Below are 13,238 nucleotides of genomic sequence, written 5' to 3'. Positions count from 1 at the left end.
CAGGACTACAACCTCTGAATGCCTTGAGTAGACAAAAATGATGTCGTGTGAACCTATTGGGGCCTTGGCGGAAGGATATTTTTCTCGAAATAGGATCACAATAATCCGTTTTTCGAATCCTAACCTCCGCTCTAATAAGACCAAAAGGGATGTCATCTCTATTCGGCATCTAGTAGTTGTGCTGCTACAACTTTACAAGTTCGTAAAAATTGTACGCAATAAAACTTTCAAACCATTGTGCCTTTGAAAGCTTTATTCGGCACAATTAAGATTTGACACATATTATCAGTCGATTTTATTAGAATTTAACTCATGAACAAATCTTGATGGTTTCTGATATTTTGTACCCCACGGTGTGTCTTTTGAGAGTGGGTATGTTACATAACAAAGTCTTCTTGACCGAGTAATTGATACAAACATATTATGTCTTTCTTCAATTAAGGGTTTTTCATCACTTTCATATTTTTGAGAATTTACTGCTCTATAATCTGGAAAAACACCTTCATTCAATCCCATTATAAAAACTACATCATATTCTAAACCTTTAGACATATGTACTGTAGTTAATACAATTCCTCTATCTTCCGGAGTATATGCACTTCCTAGCGATACTGTTCTTATGAAATTTGAAAGTGTCCGCTCTCCTGCTTTTGACTTTTTAATATAACTATTCCAATTTTCTTTCCAAAGTTTAATATCTTCTTGTGCTAAAAGTTTCTCATTTTCATCCATAGTATTCTGATTTTCATCAAGAATTAATTGTAATGATTTTAATGCTTGATGAAATTTAATTTCACTTTCACTCTTCAATAAAATATCCCAAACTTCATTTAATTTACCTATCAAAGTGCTCCATGTTCCATCTAGATTCATGTCTGATCTAAGTACATCAAAACTACTATGACTTTTATTTTTTGAAACTAACTTCGACAATTCTTTAAGATGAATTTGGTCTTTAACATTAACCAATAATCTCATCCCCAACTCAAAAGCTTTGATTAAATCAGATTCGCTTGAAAATGACCCTTTTGCAGATACTTTCAAAGTGTATTCTAAATTGTTCTCTTTTAATTTTTCTTCTAAAAACTTAAAAACATATCTGTTTCTTGCTATAACCGCGCATTGCTTGAGTTCAATTTTATTATTTTCTACATCTTGATGCCCATTTTTAACAAGATATTTAATCTTATCTACAATAAACTGAGCTTCATCATCTTCATTACTAAACTCAAAAACATTGAACTCACCATCATATTTACATATTCCATAAGTCATAAACGACTTTTCAATTTTATTCGCTGCTTCTATTACAAGTTTTGATGATCTGAAGTTTTCATTCAACTCAATACTCTCAGCTGAAAAATCTTTCACAAAAATATTCTCTAAATAGTCACTAGTAGACCCATTAAAACCATATATTGATTGTTTGGGATCCCCCACCATTGTAACCCCTATTTCATCTCCTGCAATAGCTCTAATTATCTCATATTGTGCCTTGTTTAAATCTTGAGCTTCATCAACGCAAATATGTTTATAAATTTTACGATAAACTCTAGCAATACTTTCTCTTTCAGTTAAAATACGATATGCGTATCTTAATATATCGTCAAAATCAATGACCCCTTGCATTAAAAGCATATTATCATATTCTTCAAATAATTGTTGTACAATAGGATCTTCAGAATAATCGTCAGCAAATTTTAAGTTTCTCTTTGCACTACTCAACTCATCTAATAATTCACGGATAATTCTTTGATTTTCTTTTGCATCTTCGACTAAATATCTTGCCTTAAATTGAGGAACAATTTCAAGTGCTTCTTTAAATATTTGAAGCCTATCATTATATGATTCACATATATGCAAATCATCTGGCAGTCCTAAAGAACTGCCTCTCGAAGTTACCAAGTCTAAGCAAAACTTATGTGTTGTTCCTATATATGCAGATTCATTCAATTTATCTTCACCGAGACTTGCAATAAGGCGTTCTCTTAATTCATCAGTTGCCTTATTACTAAAAGTAATTGCTAAAACTTTCTCTCCTCTTTTTAGAGTTGAAATAAGTTTAATTATTCTTTCGGTTAATACTCTAGTTTTTCCACTCCCAGCTCCAGCGATTACAAGTAAATTTTTACCTGAAAATTCTACTATCTGCCTCTGTTTATCAGAAAGCGTTATCGACATTAGCTCTCACCCACTTTCAAATCTAATTCAATTTTAGAAAACATTTCTTTCAGTTTTAATGGAATTCTTCTGCTTTTAATTTTTGTTTTGCATATTTCTTCTGCAATTGCTGTAGGATATTTTGTTTTATCAGCAATCATACAATCCTTTATTGCTCTATACACCCCACCATCTTCATCACCCTTATAATTTCTTACTACTCCACCTTTTCCCATTTGATTATTGTATTGATTAATAAAATAATTAATATAATTTGGATCGTTCTCAACATCACATATCGCTTTCTTTATCTCTCTGATATATCCTTGTTCTAAACAATAGGTTTCAAAACAATTCCCATCATTCAAATAAAAAACATTATCAAAATCAGATAATTCAGGTGTTCGTTCCAAATTGCGTAGTAACTTTAAACATTTTTTCAAATCGTCTAAAGGTCTGGTTTCTCCGTCACTAAAAACATACCATTTGATATTCAATCTATCTAGGATTCTCATGAAGGGAGTATAGTTATTACCACCAACTCCAATTACGTTTATCCCCAATTCAAATGGCTCTTTTTTAAAATATTCACGTAAATACACAGTAATTGCTTGCTCTTCTGTTTCACCTTCAGCCAGGATAACAGCATTTGCATAAAGAATTTCACCTCTTGTATTCATAACAGTTCTGCGTATTTTTCTAATATCGTCAAAATCCAATCCATCAATAAGCAAAGGATATGCTAGTGTGAAAGGTCCATCTTTTCTCACATATCTAATTTTATCTAATTCTACCTGTGAAATTATATAAGGTGAGTGAGTCGTTATTATCTTTTGTCCAACAATACCATTTATATCCGAATATAACTGTCTTTGAGCTTGTGGATGAACATGTGCCTCGGGTTCTTCAACCAGAATCAAGGGATGATAAGCAAACTCATCATTTTTAGCTTTCTTAGATCTTGATAATATTTCAGCCTTAACAGTTGAAAACACAGCCCAACTTCTTATCCCTAATCCTAAATTATCAACTGAGGTAGGAGAAGATCCAATATTTGTATAATAAATATTCATTCCACGATATAATGATTCAATATCTTTTGTTATCGGACTTATATCTACTTTACTTTGCCTATCGGCAGTAGTCACCCTTAGTTCCTTTCCAATTAACTTCAAAATATCACTTTCGCTTATAATTTTCCTATTTAATTTTTCTAATTGATGTTCAATTTTCCCTCGCACACTATCAGAAACCTTTATTTTAGAAGTGAGTTTTCCCCATACGGACTTTCTGTCCTTAATGTCTAATGAAATATCTCGCTGTGCATTAATCGAAATATTATCAATATTTTCAATGGTTTCTCTTTTAATAACACTTCCAATTCTTGGTTCACCAATATTTGTCCAAGTGTCAATTTTTCTCTTATTATTACTATAAATTTCTCTGTCTCTGTCGTATTTGATTTCTGTCCTAAATGCAAAGTATTCTTTATCAGTTTGATCGTCAATACTTACGCTATCGCCGATTGCTCTTGTCCATACATCTGAAAAAGTATCTTGAACAATACCTTTTCCATCTATAGGCACAATTCTAACATCAATTATAACCTTTCGTTCATCATTATATGGTTCTTCAGGAGAAGTATATACATCCTCTTTACTGATACTCGTAAAAGAAAATGCTAATCCAATCGCTTGAATAATATTAGATTTCCCACAATTGTTTTTCCCTACTAGCATAGTACATTCATCCAATATTAGATCTACTTCTTTAAGTGACCTATAGTTTCGTATTCTAATATCTTGTATTCTTATGTTCATTTAAATTCCTCCATAATATGAAATTTAATCTTTCCTACTAGATATATTTTATATGATACATTTACTGTTCCATCAGATAGCCGAAAAGTGTAATAGTTCTTCTTTCAGTGACTACTATTATCAAGATTCTCAAATGATTAGCTTTCTTCTTTTGTGATTACATATTCTTTATAAAAATTAGTTGAATGACAGTTATAAAATATATCTGTTCCTTTCGCCCATACTCACCACATATCTATCTCAGTGTATTTTATGAAAGACTAAACTCACATACACTTAACATATTTCAAGAGATTAGATTAGTTAATAATACCAAGGCAAAAGTGTCATCAATCAAATGAGAAATCTCCCTAGCATTATTACACTGAGTGCATTTTTCAATTAATTTATCTCTGATGTCAAAACTGTCAATTATTAATTGCTCAGACTTTGTATATGCATTATATTTTTCTTCAAACTGCATAAAAGCAATTTGATTTTTTGAATCAGTTGACAAATCATCAAATTTTATCACTGAATCAAATCTTGAAAATATTGCCTTTCCAAGCTTATTTTTTATATCATCAACGGTTTTATAATTAGATGTACAAATGATTATCGAATTCTTTAATTCTAAATGATAATTTTGATCTTCATAAATTCCTTCATCAAATAACTGATAAAACGCACTGTGAAAAGTTGAGTTTGCTTTATCAAATTCATCTAAAAGAATTACATTAGATTCTCGATCAAGTAATTCCTTCGCAAAGCTTTTTTCATAATGAGTACCACCAAATAAATATGTAGCAAATTGATTATTTTGAAACATAGAAAATTGTTTGCGAAATAGTCTTTCTTTGACAACATCACTAATAGCATGGGCCGTCTCAGTTTTTCCCAGTCCTGTATCTCCATAAAAAAGTATTACTACTGGCTTTTTTCTGTTTGGATTAGTTAGAGGATAAAGTGCCTGTAACAACAGTTTCAGTGCTTTATTTTGTCCTTTAATTTTGTTTTGATAATTATTGTATAATTCAACTAAATTATCCTTACTTATTGCTTTATACTCTTGTCTAATAATCTCTACTTGCGTATATAATTTTTCTATTTGCGAACTAATAGCTATTGGGGGATTTTGAATATAGAGGTTATTCACATTCAATTTTGCTAGAAAATTAGCAAAATTTAAAATAACATGCTCTCTTACACCAGAATATTCATCTGACTCTATGATAAAGTTCTCAACTAGAGTTTTCTTCTTTTCCTCTACAGGTTTATCTGGTATCTCTACAACGAAACTACGATTATCAGTATCTATCTCCATCACCAAATCTGTTAAATTTCTACAATCTCTTTTGGGAATTATTTGCTCAAAAGCAGAACGTGAACCATAAAAAATGACCACTCTATTCATCTTTCAACACCTGCCAGAACTATATCATATACTTTTAATTGTCCATCATTTATTCCAGTTTTACCACTTACCACTTCTTCAGATGTTGGTAAAGCTCTTGAAAAATCAAACTCCTTTGCCATATCAAGTTTTGATATATCGCATACGCCAACGCAAATTCCATAATATACAAGCTTCATTTTAGTTAAATCAGATAGATTGTAATTATTTCTAAATGCTTTGTTATTTAATCTCAAAACTGTTTTAGGACTTTTTTCACTACTTAACAACATTTCATAATAGCCTCTGGCATTATCGAGAGCTTCATTTAACTTTTCAAGATCTATTGGACTCTCATCTTTAGGAACTATAATTGTATACGGACTATACATTTTATACATCGATATCGAATTTTCAGGTGCATAAACCACATCTACAAATTTTTTAATATTTTTATCTTCATCAGCAATAGCTAAATAATCCGTTAATAGAGTATTCGTAACTTTTGTTCCGATTACAGTTTTAGCTTCATGATCATATGAGGAACTTGTTTTTCCACTGAATGACGCTTTCCACCATGTTAGAAAATTAAAGCCTCCTCCAACTTCTGCATCGATTTCAGCAATAATTTTTGCTAGTTTTTCTTTATCTTTTTCAGTACTCCAATCTAAGTGCCCACCATTTACGATGTCAATGTAGTCAATTGCAGATTGCTCATCGAAATATACTACTTTAATCATTTTTCTTTCTTGTTCATTTTTCTTCGACATATTTTATCCCCCTAATCCAACTTATATCGCTGTTGCCCCGATGAAGTTTTTTCTATCGGTACAACCCCTATATCCTCCGTCTTTATATAGTTGAGAAATAATGTGCCAAGGAGCAATCTATCACTTCTTGAAATCCTGTTCCATTCGTATCCCTTAAACAGATCTCGTAAAAGAAATACTTCACTGGGTAATAAATTTGATAATTCAGCCTTTGCTTTATCTAATAGTTCATTCACCGTTGGCATTTTCTTACCTCCCACATGGATAACAATATTAACAACATTGTTATTTCAATTTTACTCCTATGGGAAGTTTTTCACAACTGAATTAAACAATTATTTGGAAAGTATTTCTTTTCAAACCGCTCCAAATCTGTAAGTATACTTTTCTGACAAAATCAAATTTGGTATTGATTGGAAATTCAATTTCTGATAGTCTTTTCTATATTAAGAAAAAGGGGGATAAAATAAAAAAATGAAAGCTACTGGTATTGTTAGGAAAGTTGATGAACTTGGTCGTGTTGTTTTACCTATTGAATTAAGAAGAACTTTTAGCATTGATGTGAAAGACCCCATTGAAATATTTGTAGATGGTGATTCAATTGTTCTTAGAAAACATCAAGATACATGTTATATCTGCAGTAGTACAAAGGGCCTCAAAGAATTTAAGGGCAAAAACATTTGTTCCGAATGCATTCAAGTCACCAAATCAATGTGATCAATTAAGACAGCTTAACGGGCTGTCTTTTTTTAATTAAGTTCAATCTACAACATTCTAATTTCTGCTTGCATCACAGATTCCTCTTCTGCATCCCATAGTGCTTGCATCTCTTCTCTGCCCACCACTGGGAAATCTTTAGGTTCTACTTCTCCCATTTGTATAGGAGCCAAATGAGGGATGATTTCTCGACAGAGATTTTGATCTGGGCAATTCATAATAAATCCGCCATAAACAGATTCACAAATTAGGCTGTCACACATATCCGTCATTATAATCTTGTCAGCTGCATAAGCATTCTTACCAATAAAATTAGCAATATTCTCGGCCGTCATTTTAAACATGTAATCTGTATGCATTCCTTGGTCTCCTTGTTTATAAACACAGGCATAGCCAAGGTTGCCGTCTTCCATCAATTCATATAACTCTTCTGTAGTCATTTTATCTTCTCCATTCATTGTAATTTGTAAGTTTTGATCCATAGCGTAACTCATTCATTCAGCAAATAAAAAACCGCAACTGCATTAACAGGTACGGTCGGTGTGATGTCGATTACTCTATTACTTATCTTTAATCCTCGTAGCAATCCACTTCCTCTGTCATCACGATTCCTGAGTGAAATTGTATCGTTATCTTCAGCCCTTTATGCACCTTTATGCTATATATCAAACGCTTCACAAGCTCTTGATCGAATTCCCTCACTTGTGGGTTTACAGTGCCCACAGCCTTGTCCAGTGCTTCAACCCTCTCTGCATAGTTCTCTGCCTGTTTCTGTGCCCTTACAAGCCTTAATTTTGCCTTTTTAAGCTCATTGATTTGCTCGGATAAGTGTTTGTACGCATCGTCAAATTCATCGCTTACAGCGCCTTGTCTTGCGTTATCTTCGATGAGTTTCAGCATCTGCTTTTGCAGTTCATCGATTTGGTCATCATATTCCGTTGCAACACCCTGAGTACTATAATTGCCTATAACCCGAATGACATTTTCTCTGAAGGTCTCTATAAAATCGCCACTGTTTTCCACCACCTTATTGATGGCTTTCATAATGGCATCGTGGAGCTGCTCTTCTTTTAATGTGGGCGAGTTTTGACATCTCGAGCTTGTTCCATTTTTTAGCCTGTCCTCACATCGCCATACAGCTGATTTTTGTCCATATTTGGACCAGGTCTGTCTTCTATAAGCATGGCCACATTCTCCACACTCAAGCAGCTCTGTTAGTACGTACTTCGAGCTGTACTTGCTCTTTTCTTTTTTTGACTTATTTGATTTCCTTGTAACTGCAGATTTATTTAGACTTGCTCTTCTAGCCTTTTCCACCTGTACCTGATGATATAACTCTTTGGGGATAATTGCTTCGTGGTTATCTTCGATGTAGTACTGTGGGGCATATCCCTCATTCTTCACTTTTTTCTTTGTTAGAAAATCGATTGTGTAGGTCTTCTGCATACAAGCATCGCCGCAAAATTTCTCGTTGGAGAGCATTTTGTCGATTGTCCCGGGATGCCAGTGATCAAGTCCTGTTACCGTTCTAATATCGTCTTCTTCTAGTCCCTTAGCTATCTGAATGATGCTTTTACCTTCTAGGTATTCTCGGTAGATCCGCTTTACAATGATGGCTTCATCTGGAACGATCACAAGGTTTCCATCGTCATCTTTTGTGTAGCCTAAAAACTTCTTGTGATTTACTGAAATAATGCCGTTTTCAAACCGTCTTGTTAAGCCCCATCTTGTGTTTTCGCTGATGTTACGGCTTTCTTCTTGTGCTTGGCTGCTAAGAATCGTAATTAGGAGTTCGCCACCACTTTCCATGGTGTTGACCCCTTCTTTTTCAAAAATGACTGGGATGTTCTTTTCCTTCAGCTTTCGGATATATTGAAGCGCATCCACTGTGTTTCTAGCAAACCTACTCACCGATTTTGTTAGGATTAGGTCTACTTTACCTGCCATGCACGCTTCGATCATGACATTAAAATCATCACGTTTTTTCGTCTGCGTGGCGCTCTTTCCATCGTCAGCAAATATACCTGCACATTTCCAATTGGGATTGCTATTGATTTTCTCCGTATAATAGTCAACCTGCGCTTCATAACTGCCTTCCTGTTGCTCCAGCAAGGTGCTGACTCTACAGTAGGCTGCTACACGAAGTGTCTTCTGTTCTACTCGTGTATGTTTGTCATATTTAACTTGAGGCGGTATGATTGCTACCGTCTTTTTCGCTACTGCCATATTTACCATCCTTTCGTTTATACTCTATGCTTACGTTGATAATGATTCCATTTATAAACTCCACTTTCACGGATGTCTCTTTATAAACCGTCATCCGTTTAATAATGGTTTCGAACAGTTCCGCATTAAATTCTGTCAAGGTATTTATATCTGAGAGAGCCGATTTTAATTTTTCAGCATTCCGCTTTTGATCTGCAACCTTTGAGCCTTCGTAATAAAGCACAGCTCTTTTAAAAATCAGCTCTGCAAGTTCTGGACTTGAAAATTCACCGTCTTGCTCGAGTTCTTTAATTCTATTATCAGTCTGTCTGAGTTCGAGGTTCATTTTCGGCGGTTCATCTGGTTGTATCTTATCAAGTCTCTTTTTTTGCCTGATCAGTTGGTTCGTAGCTTCTGTAAATATGCTCTTTAGCTCATCTTCTGTGAAAAAACTGTTTCGGCATAAAACTCGGTTTTGAAAAATATAGTTTCTACATTTCCATTTGATTTTCTCTGAAGGCTTTCCTGCGTGTTCGACATACTTTTTATAGGTTTCTCCGCATTCACCGCATTTGATTTTTCCGCTAAAAATGCTTTGATTTTTCATCGCATTAAATTGATGTGTTCTGCCAAGCTTTACTTCAGTAGCAGTTCTTAGGTCTTGGGCTTTTTTAAAGGTCGCCTCATCAATAAGTCGTGGATAAAACTCATCCCCTTGGTATTTAACATTCTGTAGTATCTTGCCCACTGAACCATGATTCCAATTGGGTTTCTTATTGGCATTAAGGACACTTCTGTCTGTCAGCTCCGTTGCGATAGCTTTTAAAGATTTCCCTTTGACATAGTCTGCAAAAATCGATTTGATGATTTTCGCATGCTCTCCATTAATTTGGATCTGACCATTTACCATTTTGTATCCCATTGGCATATGTCTCTGCATCATATATCCTCACCACCTATACTGATGTACTCAGTCAATTTGAGCCCATTGACCAGTTGAAATGTAATTGCTCCGCTTTGTCCTATGAGCACCATATTCACCGTATGGGCAAGTAGGTTCTCGTCATAGGTATCCATAATTTCTGGATTGTATTTGATAATTTCAAGGAGCCTTATGGTCCCTTCAATCTCTTTTTCAAATCCGTTTGAATCCAGCAGACCATTCCTCTTTTTCTTTGTTTCTTCAATTTCGATATTCAGTGCATTTTGCTTTTGTATAAAAAGAGCAGAGTCCATATATCCCTTTTGCACAACTCGTCTCAGGATATGGCTCTGCTCAGTCAGTTCCATAATTTTGTGATTTAGGTTCTCGATATCGTCTTCTTGTGCTTTACATGTTCTCAGATTCTTTAGGGAATCTAGCAGTGGTATTAGGATATAGGTATAATTGCTGACTAGCTTATTCCACATGGTAAGATAAGCACTTTTGATGATATCTTCTCTTATGGCTTTCATCTTGCAATTTTCTTTGCTGTTAAGATGGTTTTTACAGCTCCACTGTATTTTTTCATAAGGTTTCCCGATGTAAATCTTTTGTCTTCTGAAGGTTCCACCACATTCTTCACAGATGATCTTACTGCTTAGCTCATATCGATTCTGATACTTTCCGCTATCATCCATGCCCATCTGTTTTCTGCGGTATTCATAGATTTCACGAACCATCAGTCCTTGCTCTCTGCTGATAATCGGTTCATGATTATCTTTAATAAAAAACTGAGGCATCTCCCCACGATTTATTTTCTTCGTGTAAGGGAGCACCTCAGTAGTGTAGGTTTTCTGTAAAATCAGATCACCTTCGTATATTGGATTTTGTAGAATACCTTTTACCACACTGTCATTCCATGTTTCGGCAGTCCTAACGGGTGGCACATTATCATTGGTCAAATCTCTTGCAATTACATAGGATCCTTTTCCGTTTAGATAATCTTGAAATATCCTTCGTACTATTGCAGCTTCATCTTCATTGATTATTAGCTCACCATCTTCATCTTTCGTATAGCCATAAGCCACACAGCCGAGATTATAGCTGCCATCTCTGAATCTTTTTTGTATTCCCCAGCGATTGTTTGTGGAGATACTTTCTGATTCACCTTGAGCAATTGAGCTTAGAATTGTCAGCATCTGTTCACTTTGCTCGGACATGGTGTTGATGTTTTCTTTTTCGAAGTATATGGTGACACCAAGTGCCTTTAGCTTTCTAATAGCTTCAATGCTGTCTATGGTATTTCTGGCGAACCTAGTGACTGATTTGGTGACGATAATATCGATATTGCCATTTTCACATTCCTTGAGCATTCGGATGAATTCGTCACGGCTTTTGACCTGTGTGCCGCTTTTTGCTTCATCAGCAAAGATACCGGCGAATTCCCACTCTTCACGTTTGCCAATATAGTTCTTATAATACTCTACTTGAGCAACATAGGATGTGTGTTGCTTGGTGGAATCCGTACTGACTCTGCAGTATGCACAAACACGCTTTTTAGGTCTTAATTCGTGCATCACCTTTTGCCTGACTGGTTCAATCTTCATCACTTTTTTTGCCATATGCGTTTACCTCCTTTCTAGGATTATCATCACCTGTTAGCAACACACATTACTCCAACACACTGTACAAAGCAAGTGTTTTTACACATATACTTTGGCAAGCTGTGGTGAGAAGGATTGGCGGTTCAATTCATCTATTTCTTTTCGTTCTTCCTCGGTTACAATCCCTCTTCGGAGCAGGATGCCCAACATCTTTTGCGCCATCTTATATTGAACTTCACACTTGGATTGTTCTTTTGTCATGCCATGTAGTTTTGCTGAATCGGAGGCTATTTTCTTCATTTCACTTTCCATATTTCTGCTCCTTTCGCCCTTCAATTTTTCTTAATATCACAATAATAGGGATTACTTTTCTCCTGGCATTAGTAATACAAACACCAGAAGAAAAGTGAGTCAATAGACTCCTGTAATCCCCATGGGTTCTGAAATTAAGTCAGTTTTCTTTGATTCATTCGCACTGTATTTTACACAAATTCCCCAGTTCAATTGTCTTTTACGACAATTAGGGCGATTTCATAAACTGAGGGCAGTTCACCTCATCATAGGATTCTCACCTCCTCCGGGATCTCCGCAGGCTACCCCCATTGCGATGTCTGTGGCTGGGCAGAAGTATCATTATAGGCTGATGAGGTTATGGCAAAACAGTCGAACTGTCTGGAGCATTTGCTCCCCTTCTCTGTTTCTGGATCAGACGGACCCGCTCGCACCTTAATTGTTGGCCGCATTTATAAAATCAGAGAAAAATTTTCCCAAGAGAAAAAATCCATTTGCATGGATCTGTTCTGACCTTACAGGTGGTCTTCGCGCATCTAACCGTGTCGCTTTTCCTTTTCAGGCTCATCAGCTAACGTATTTATGAAATCGGATATGAAATTTTCAAGGTGCATTTGAGAGAATAAAAAGATCCCCTCACTTACTTCCACGATGGGAAGGGCGGTTGTACGGATTTTTTTTCAATTTCCCAATATTTTTTTCAACTTTTTGAGCACTCTAACTTTTCTATCTTGAATTGTCATTACCGGCACACTACTATCTGTAGATAATTGACGAACTGTTTTTCCTTGAAAGAAAAGAGCGTTAATTAAGTCAAATTCATCTGAATCCAAGCATTTTAAACTCTCCCTGAGCTTTTGAATCAAGACCTTATTAATTGCCTCATCTTCAACATCAATTTCTTCATCTACAAATTGTTCTTCTGCTTCAATCAAGCGCTCTAGCGAATCCTCCCTGCTAGGAATAAAAAAAGCGACTTGCTTGGTTTCATCCAAAACAAATCGCTCAACTTTAATGTCATATTCTAAATACCTAAGTCTTCTCTCCCCTTGCCTTAACACTTCAATCACCTCTTCACTTGCCGTTGGATACATTTTTCTGTAATTCGGAATTCTTTTCATTGTTGCCATTTGTATTTCCTCCTTTTCTGATTTCTGATTGGTTGCATCAACATCAGAAAATGGAGGATCTCGGCATCTTATCTGCGAACATTGCAGTGACTTTTTCATGTGACCTCCTGAAAATGGACATAGAAAAAGCCGGGAATAACATTTCTGTTAGACCCGGCTCTTCTAGCCTTTTTATAGTAAGCAAACACAACAGGAAGTGAGAACAACCTCCAATTATGCTTGACCCTCTTGCTGCGAAAATTTGGCA

The 13,238-nt window shown here is 35.2% G+C and carries 12 protein-coding genes; 1 reads left to right on the top strand and 11 read right to left on the bottom strand.

Going from position 1 to position 13,238, the window contains the following annotated elements:
• Nucleotides 1–285: 285 nt before the first annotated feature.
• The 5 genes from AB3489_RS04625 to AB3489_RS04605 all read right to left on the bottom strand — a co-directional run bounded on the left by AB3489_RS04625 (nt 286) and on the right by AB3489_RS04605 (nt 6,367).
• Entirely contained in the window at nt 286–2,181 is a 1,896-nt protein-coding gene (locus AB3489_RS04625; RefSeq protein ID WP_368294136.1) for an ATP-dependent helicase, read from the bottom strand.
• A complete protein-coding gene (locus AB3489_RS04620) occupies nt 2,181–3,980 on the bottom strand; it encodes an ATP-dependent endonuclease (protein WP_368294135.1) in 1,800 nt (599 codons plus the stop codon). Before AB3489_RS04620 ends, AB3489_RS04625 begins: the two co-directional genes overlap by 1 nt.
• 286 nt (nt 3,981–4,266) lie before the next feature.
• Nucleotides 4,267–5,373 (bottom strand): AAA family ATPase, encoded by a 1,107-nt coding sequence (locus AB3489_RS04615; protein ID WP_368294134.1) that lies wholly within the window; start codon nt 5,371–5,373, stop codon nt 4,267–4,269.
• Nucleotides 5,370–6,122 (bottom strand): DUF6414 family protein, encoded by a 753-nt coding sequence (locus AB3489_RS04610; RefSeq protein WP_368294133.1) that lies wholly within the window; start codon nt 6,120–6,122, stop codon nt 5,370–5,372. The genes AB3489_RS04615 and AB3489_RS04610 overlap by 4 nt, the downstream gene beginning before the upstream one ends.
• Before the next feature lie 11 nt (nt 6,123–6,133).
• Nucleotides 6,134–6,367 (bottom strand): single-stranded DNA-binding protein, encoded by a 234-nt coding sequence (locus AB3489_RS04605; RefSeq protein WP_368294132.1) that lies wholly within the window; start codon nt 6,365–6,367, stop codon nt 6,134–6,136.
• Nucleotides 6,368–6,596: 229 nt separating this feature from the next.
• On the opposite strand from AB3489_RS04605, the gene AB3489_RS04600 reads away from it, so the two are divergent.
• Nucleotides 6,597–6,839 (top strand): AbrB/MazE/SpoVT family DNA-binding domain-containing protein, encoded by a 243-nt coding sequence (locus AB3489_RS04600; RefSeq protein ID WP_368294131.1) that lies wholly within the window; start codon nt 6,597–6,599, stop codon nt 6,837–6,839.
• Nucleotides 6,840–6,886: 47 nt separating this feature from the next.
• Here AB3489_RS04600 and AB3489_RS04595 read toward each other — a convergent pair whose 3' ends face one another.
• The 6 genes from AB3489_RS04595 to AB3489_RS04570 all read right to left on the bottom strand — a co-directional run bounded on the left by AB3489_RS04595 (nt 6,887) and on the right by AB3489_RS04570 (nt 13,090).
• Nucleotides 6,887–7,321: a resolvase gene (locus AB3489_RS04595; RefSeq protein ID WP_368294130.1), complete on the bottom strand. Its 435-nt coding sequence runs from the start codon at nt 7,319–7,321 to the stop codon at nt 6,887–6,889.
• An 88-nt stretch (nt 7,322–7,409) separates the two neighbouring features.
• Complete coding sequence (locus AB3489_RS04590) at nt 7,410–9,074, bottom strand: recombinase family protein (protein ID WP_368294129.1); 1,665 nt, start codon at nt 9,072–9,074, stop codon at nt 7,410–7,412.
• A complete protein-coding gene (locus AB3489_RS04585; RefSeq protein ID WP_368294128.1) occupies nt 9,019–9,987 on the bottom strand; it encodes a recombinase family protein in 969 nt (322 codons plus the stop codon). The genes AB3489_RS04590 and AB3489_RS04585 overlap by 56 nt, the downstream gene beginning before the upstream one ends.
• Nucleotides 9,984–11,588: a recombinase family protein gene (locus AB3489_RS04580; protein ID WP_368294127.1), complete on the bottom strand. Its 1,605-nt coding sequence runs from the start codon at nt 11,586–11,588 to the stop codon at nt 9,984–9,986. The genes AB3489_RS04585 and AB3489_RS04580 overlap by 4 nt, the downstream gene beginning before the upstream one ends.
• Nucleotides 11,589–11,669: 81 nt before the next feature.
• A complete protein-coding gene (locus AB3489_RS04575; protein ID WP_368294126.1) occupies nt 11,670–11,882 on the bottom strand; it encodes an SHOCT domain-containing protein in 213 nt (70 codons plus the stop codon).
• Between the two features lie 659 nt (nt 11,883–12,541).
• A complete protein-coding gene (locus tag AB3489_RS04570) occupies nt 12,542–13,090 on the bottom strand; it encodes a sigma-70 family RNA polymerase sigma factor (RefSeq protein WP_368294125.1) in 549 nt (182 codons plus the stop codon).
• Between the last annotated feature and the right edge of the window lie 148 nt (nt 13,091–13,238).

It is taken from the genome of Dehalobacter sp. TBBPA1, assembly GCF_040931655.1.
Taxonomy (GTDB): Bacteria; Bacillota; Desulfitobacteriia; order Desulfitobacteriales; family Syntrophobotulaceae; genus Dehalobacter; species Dehalobacter restrictus.
The sequence above is the reverse complement of the archived record's forward strand: the minus strand, read 5'-3'. Positions and strand labels throughout refer to the sequence as shown.

Excerpts from the sequence above, each read along its gene's own strand:
- AB3489_RS04585 (WP_368294128.1), bottom strand. The coding sequence starts at position 9,987 with ATGATGCAGAGACATATGCCAATGGGATACAAAATGGTAAATGGTCAG.
- AB3489_RS04625 (WP_368294136.1), bottom strand. The coding sequence starts at position 2,181 with ATGTCGATAACGCTTTCTGATAAACAGAGGCAGATAGTAGAATTTTCA.
- AB3489_RS04575 (WP_368294126.1), bottom strand. The coding sequence starts at position 11,882 with ATGGAAAGTGAAATGAAGAAAATAGCCTCCGATTCAGCAAAACTACAT.
- AB3489_RS04605 (WP_368294132.1), bottom strand. The coding sequence starts at position 6,367 with ATGCCAACGGTGAATGAACTATTAGATAAAGCAAAGGCTGAATTATCA.
- AB3489_RS04610 (WP_368294133.1), bottom strand. The coding sequence starts at position 6,122 with ATGTCGAAGAAAAATGAACAAGAAAGAAAAATGATTAAAGTAGTATAT.
- AB3489_RS04595 (WP_368294130.1), bottom strand. The coding sequence starts at position 7,321 with ATGGATCAAAACTTACAAATTACAATGAATGGAGAAGATAAAATGACT.
- AB3489_RS04600 (WP_368294131.1), top strand. The coding sequence starts at position 6,597 with ATGAAAGCTACTGGTATTGTTAGGAAAGTTGATGAACTTGGTCGTGTT.
- AB3489_RS04615 (WP_368294134.1), bottom strand. The coding sequence starts at position 5,373 with ATGAATAGAGTGGTCATTTTTTATGGTTCACGTTCTGCTTTTGAGCAA.
- AB3489_RS04580 (WP_368294127.1), bottom strand. The coding sequence starts at position 11,588 with ATGGCAAAAAAAGTGATGAAGATTGAACCAGTCAGGCAAAAGGTGATG.
- AB3489_RS04590 (WP_368294129.1), bottom strand. The coding sequence starts at position 9,074 with ATGGTAAATATGGCAGTAGCGAAAAAGACGGTAGCAATCATACCGCCT.
- AB3489_RS04620 (WP_368294135.1), bottom strand. The coding sequence starts at position 3,980 with ATGAACATAAGAATACAAGATATTAGAATACGAAACTATAGGTCACTT.
- AB3489_RS04570 (WP_368294125.1), bottom strand. The coding sequence starts at position 13,090 with ATGAAAAAGTCACTGCAATGTTCGCAGATAAGATGCCGAGATCCTCCA.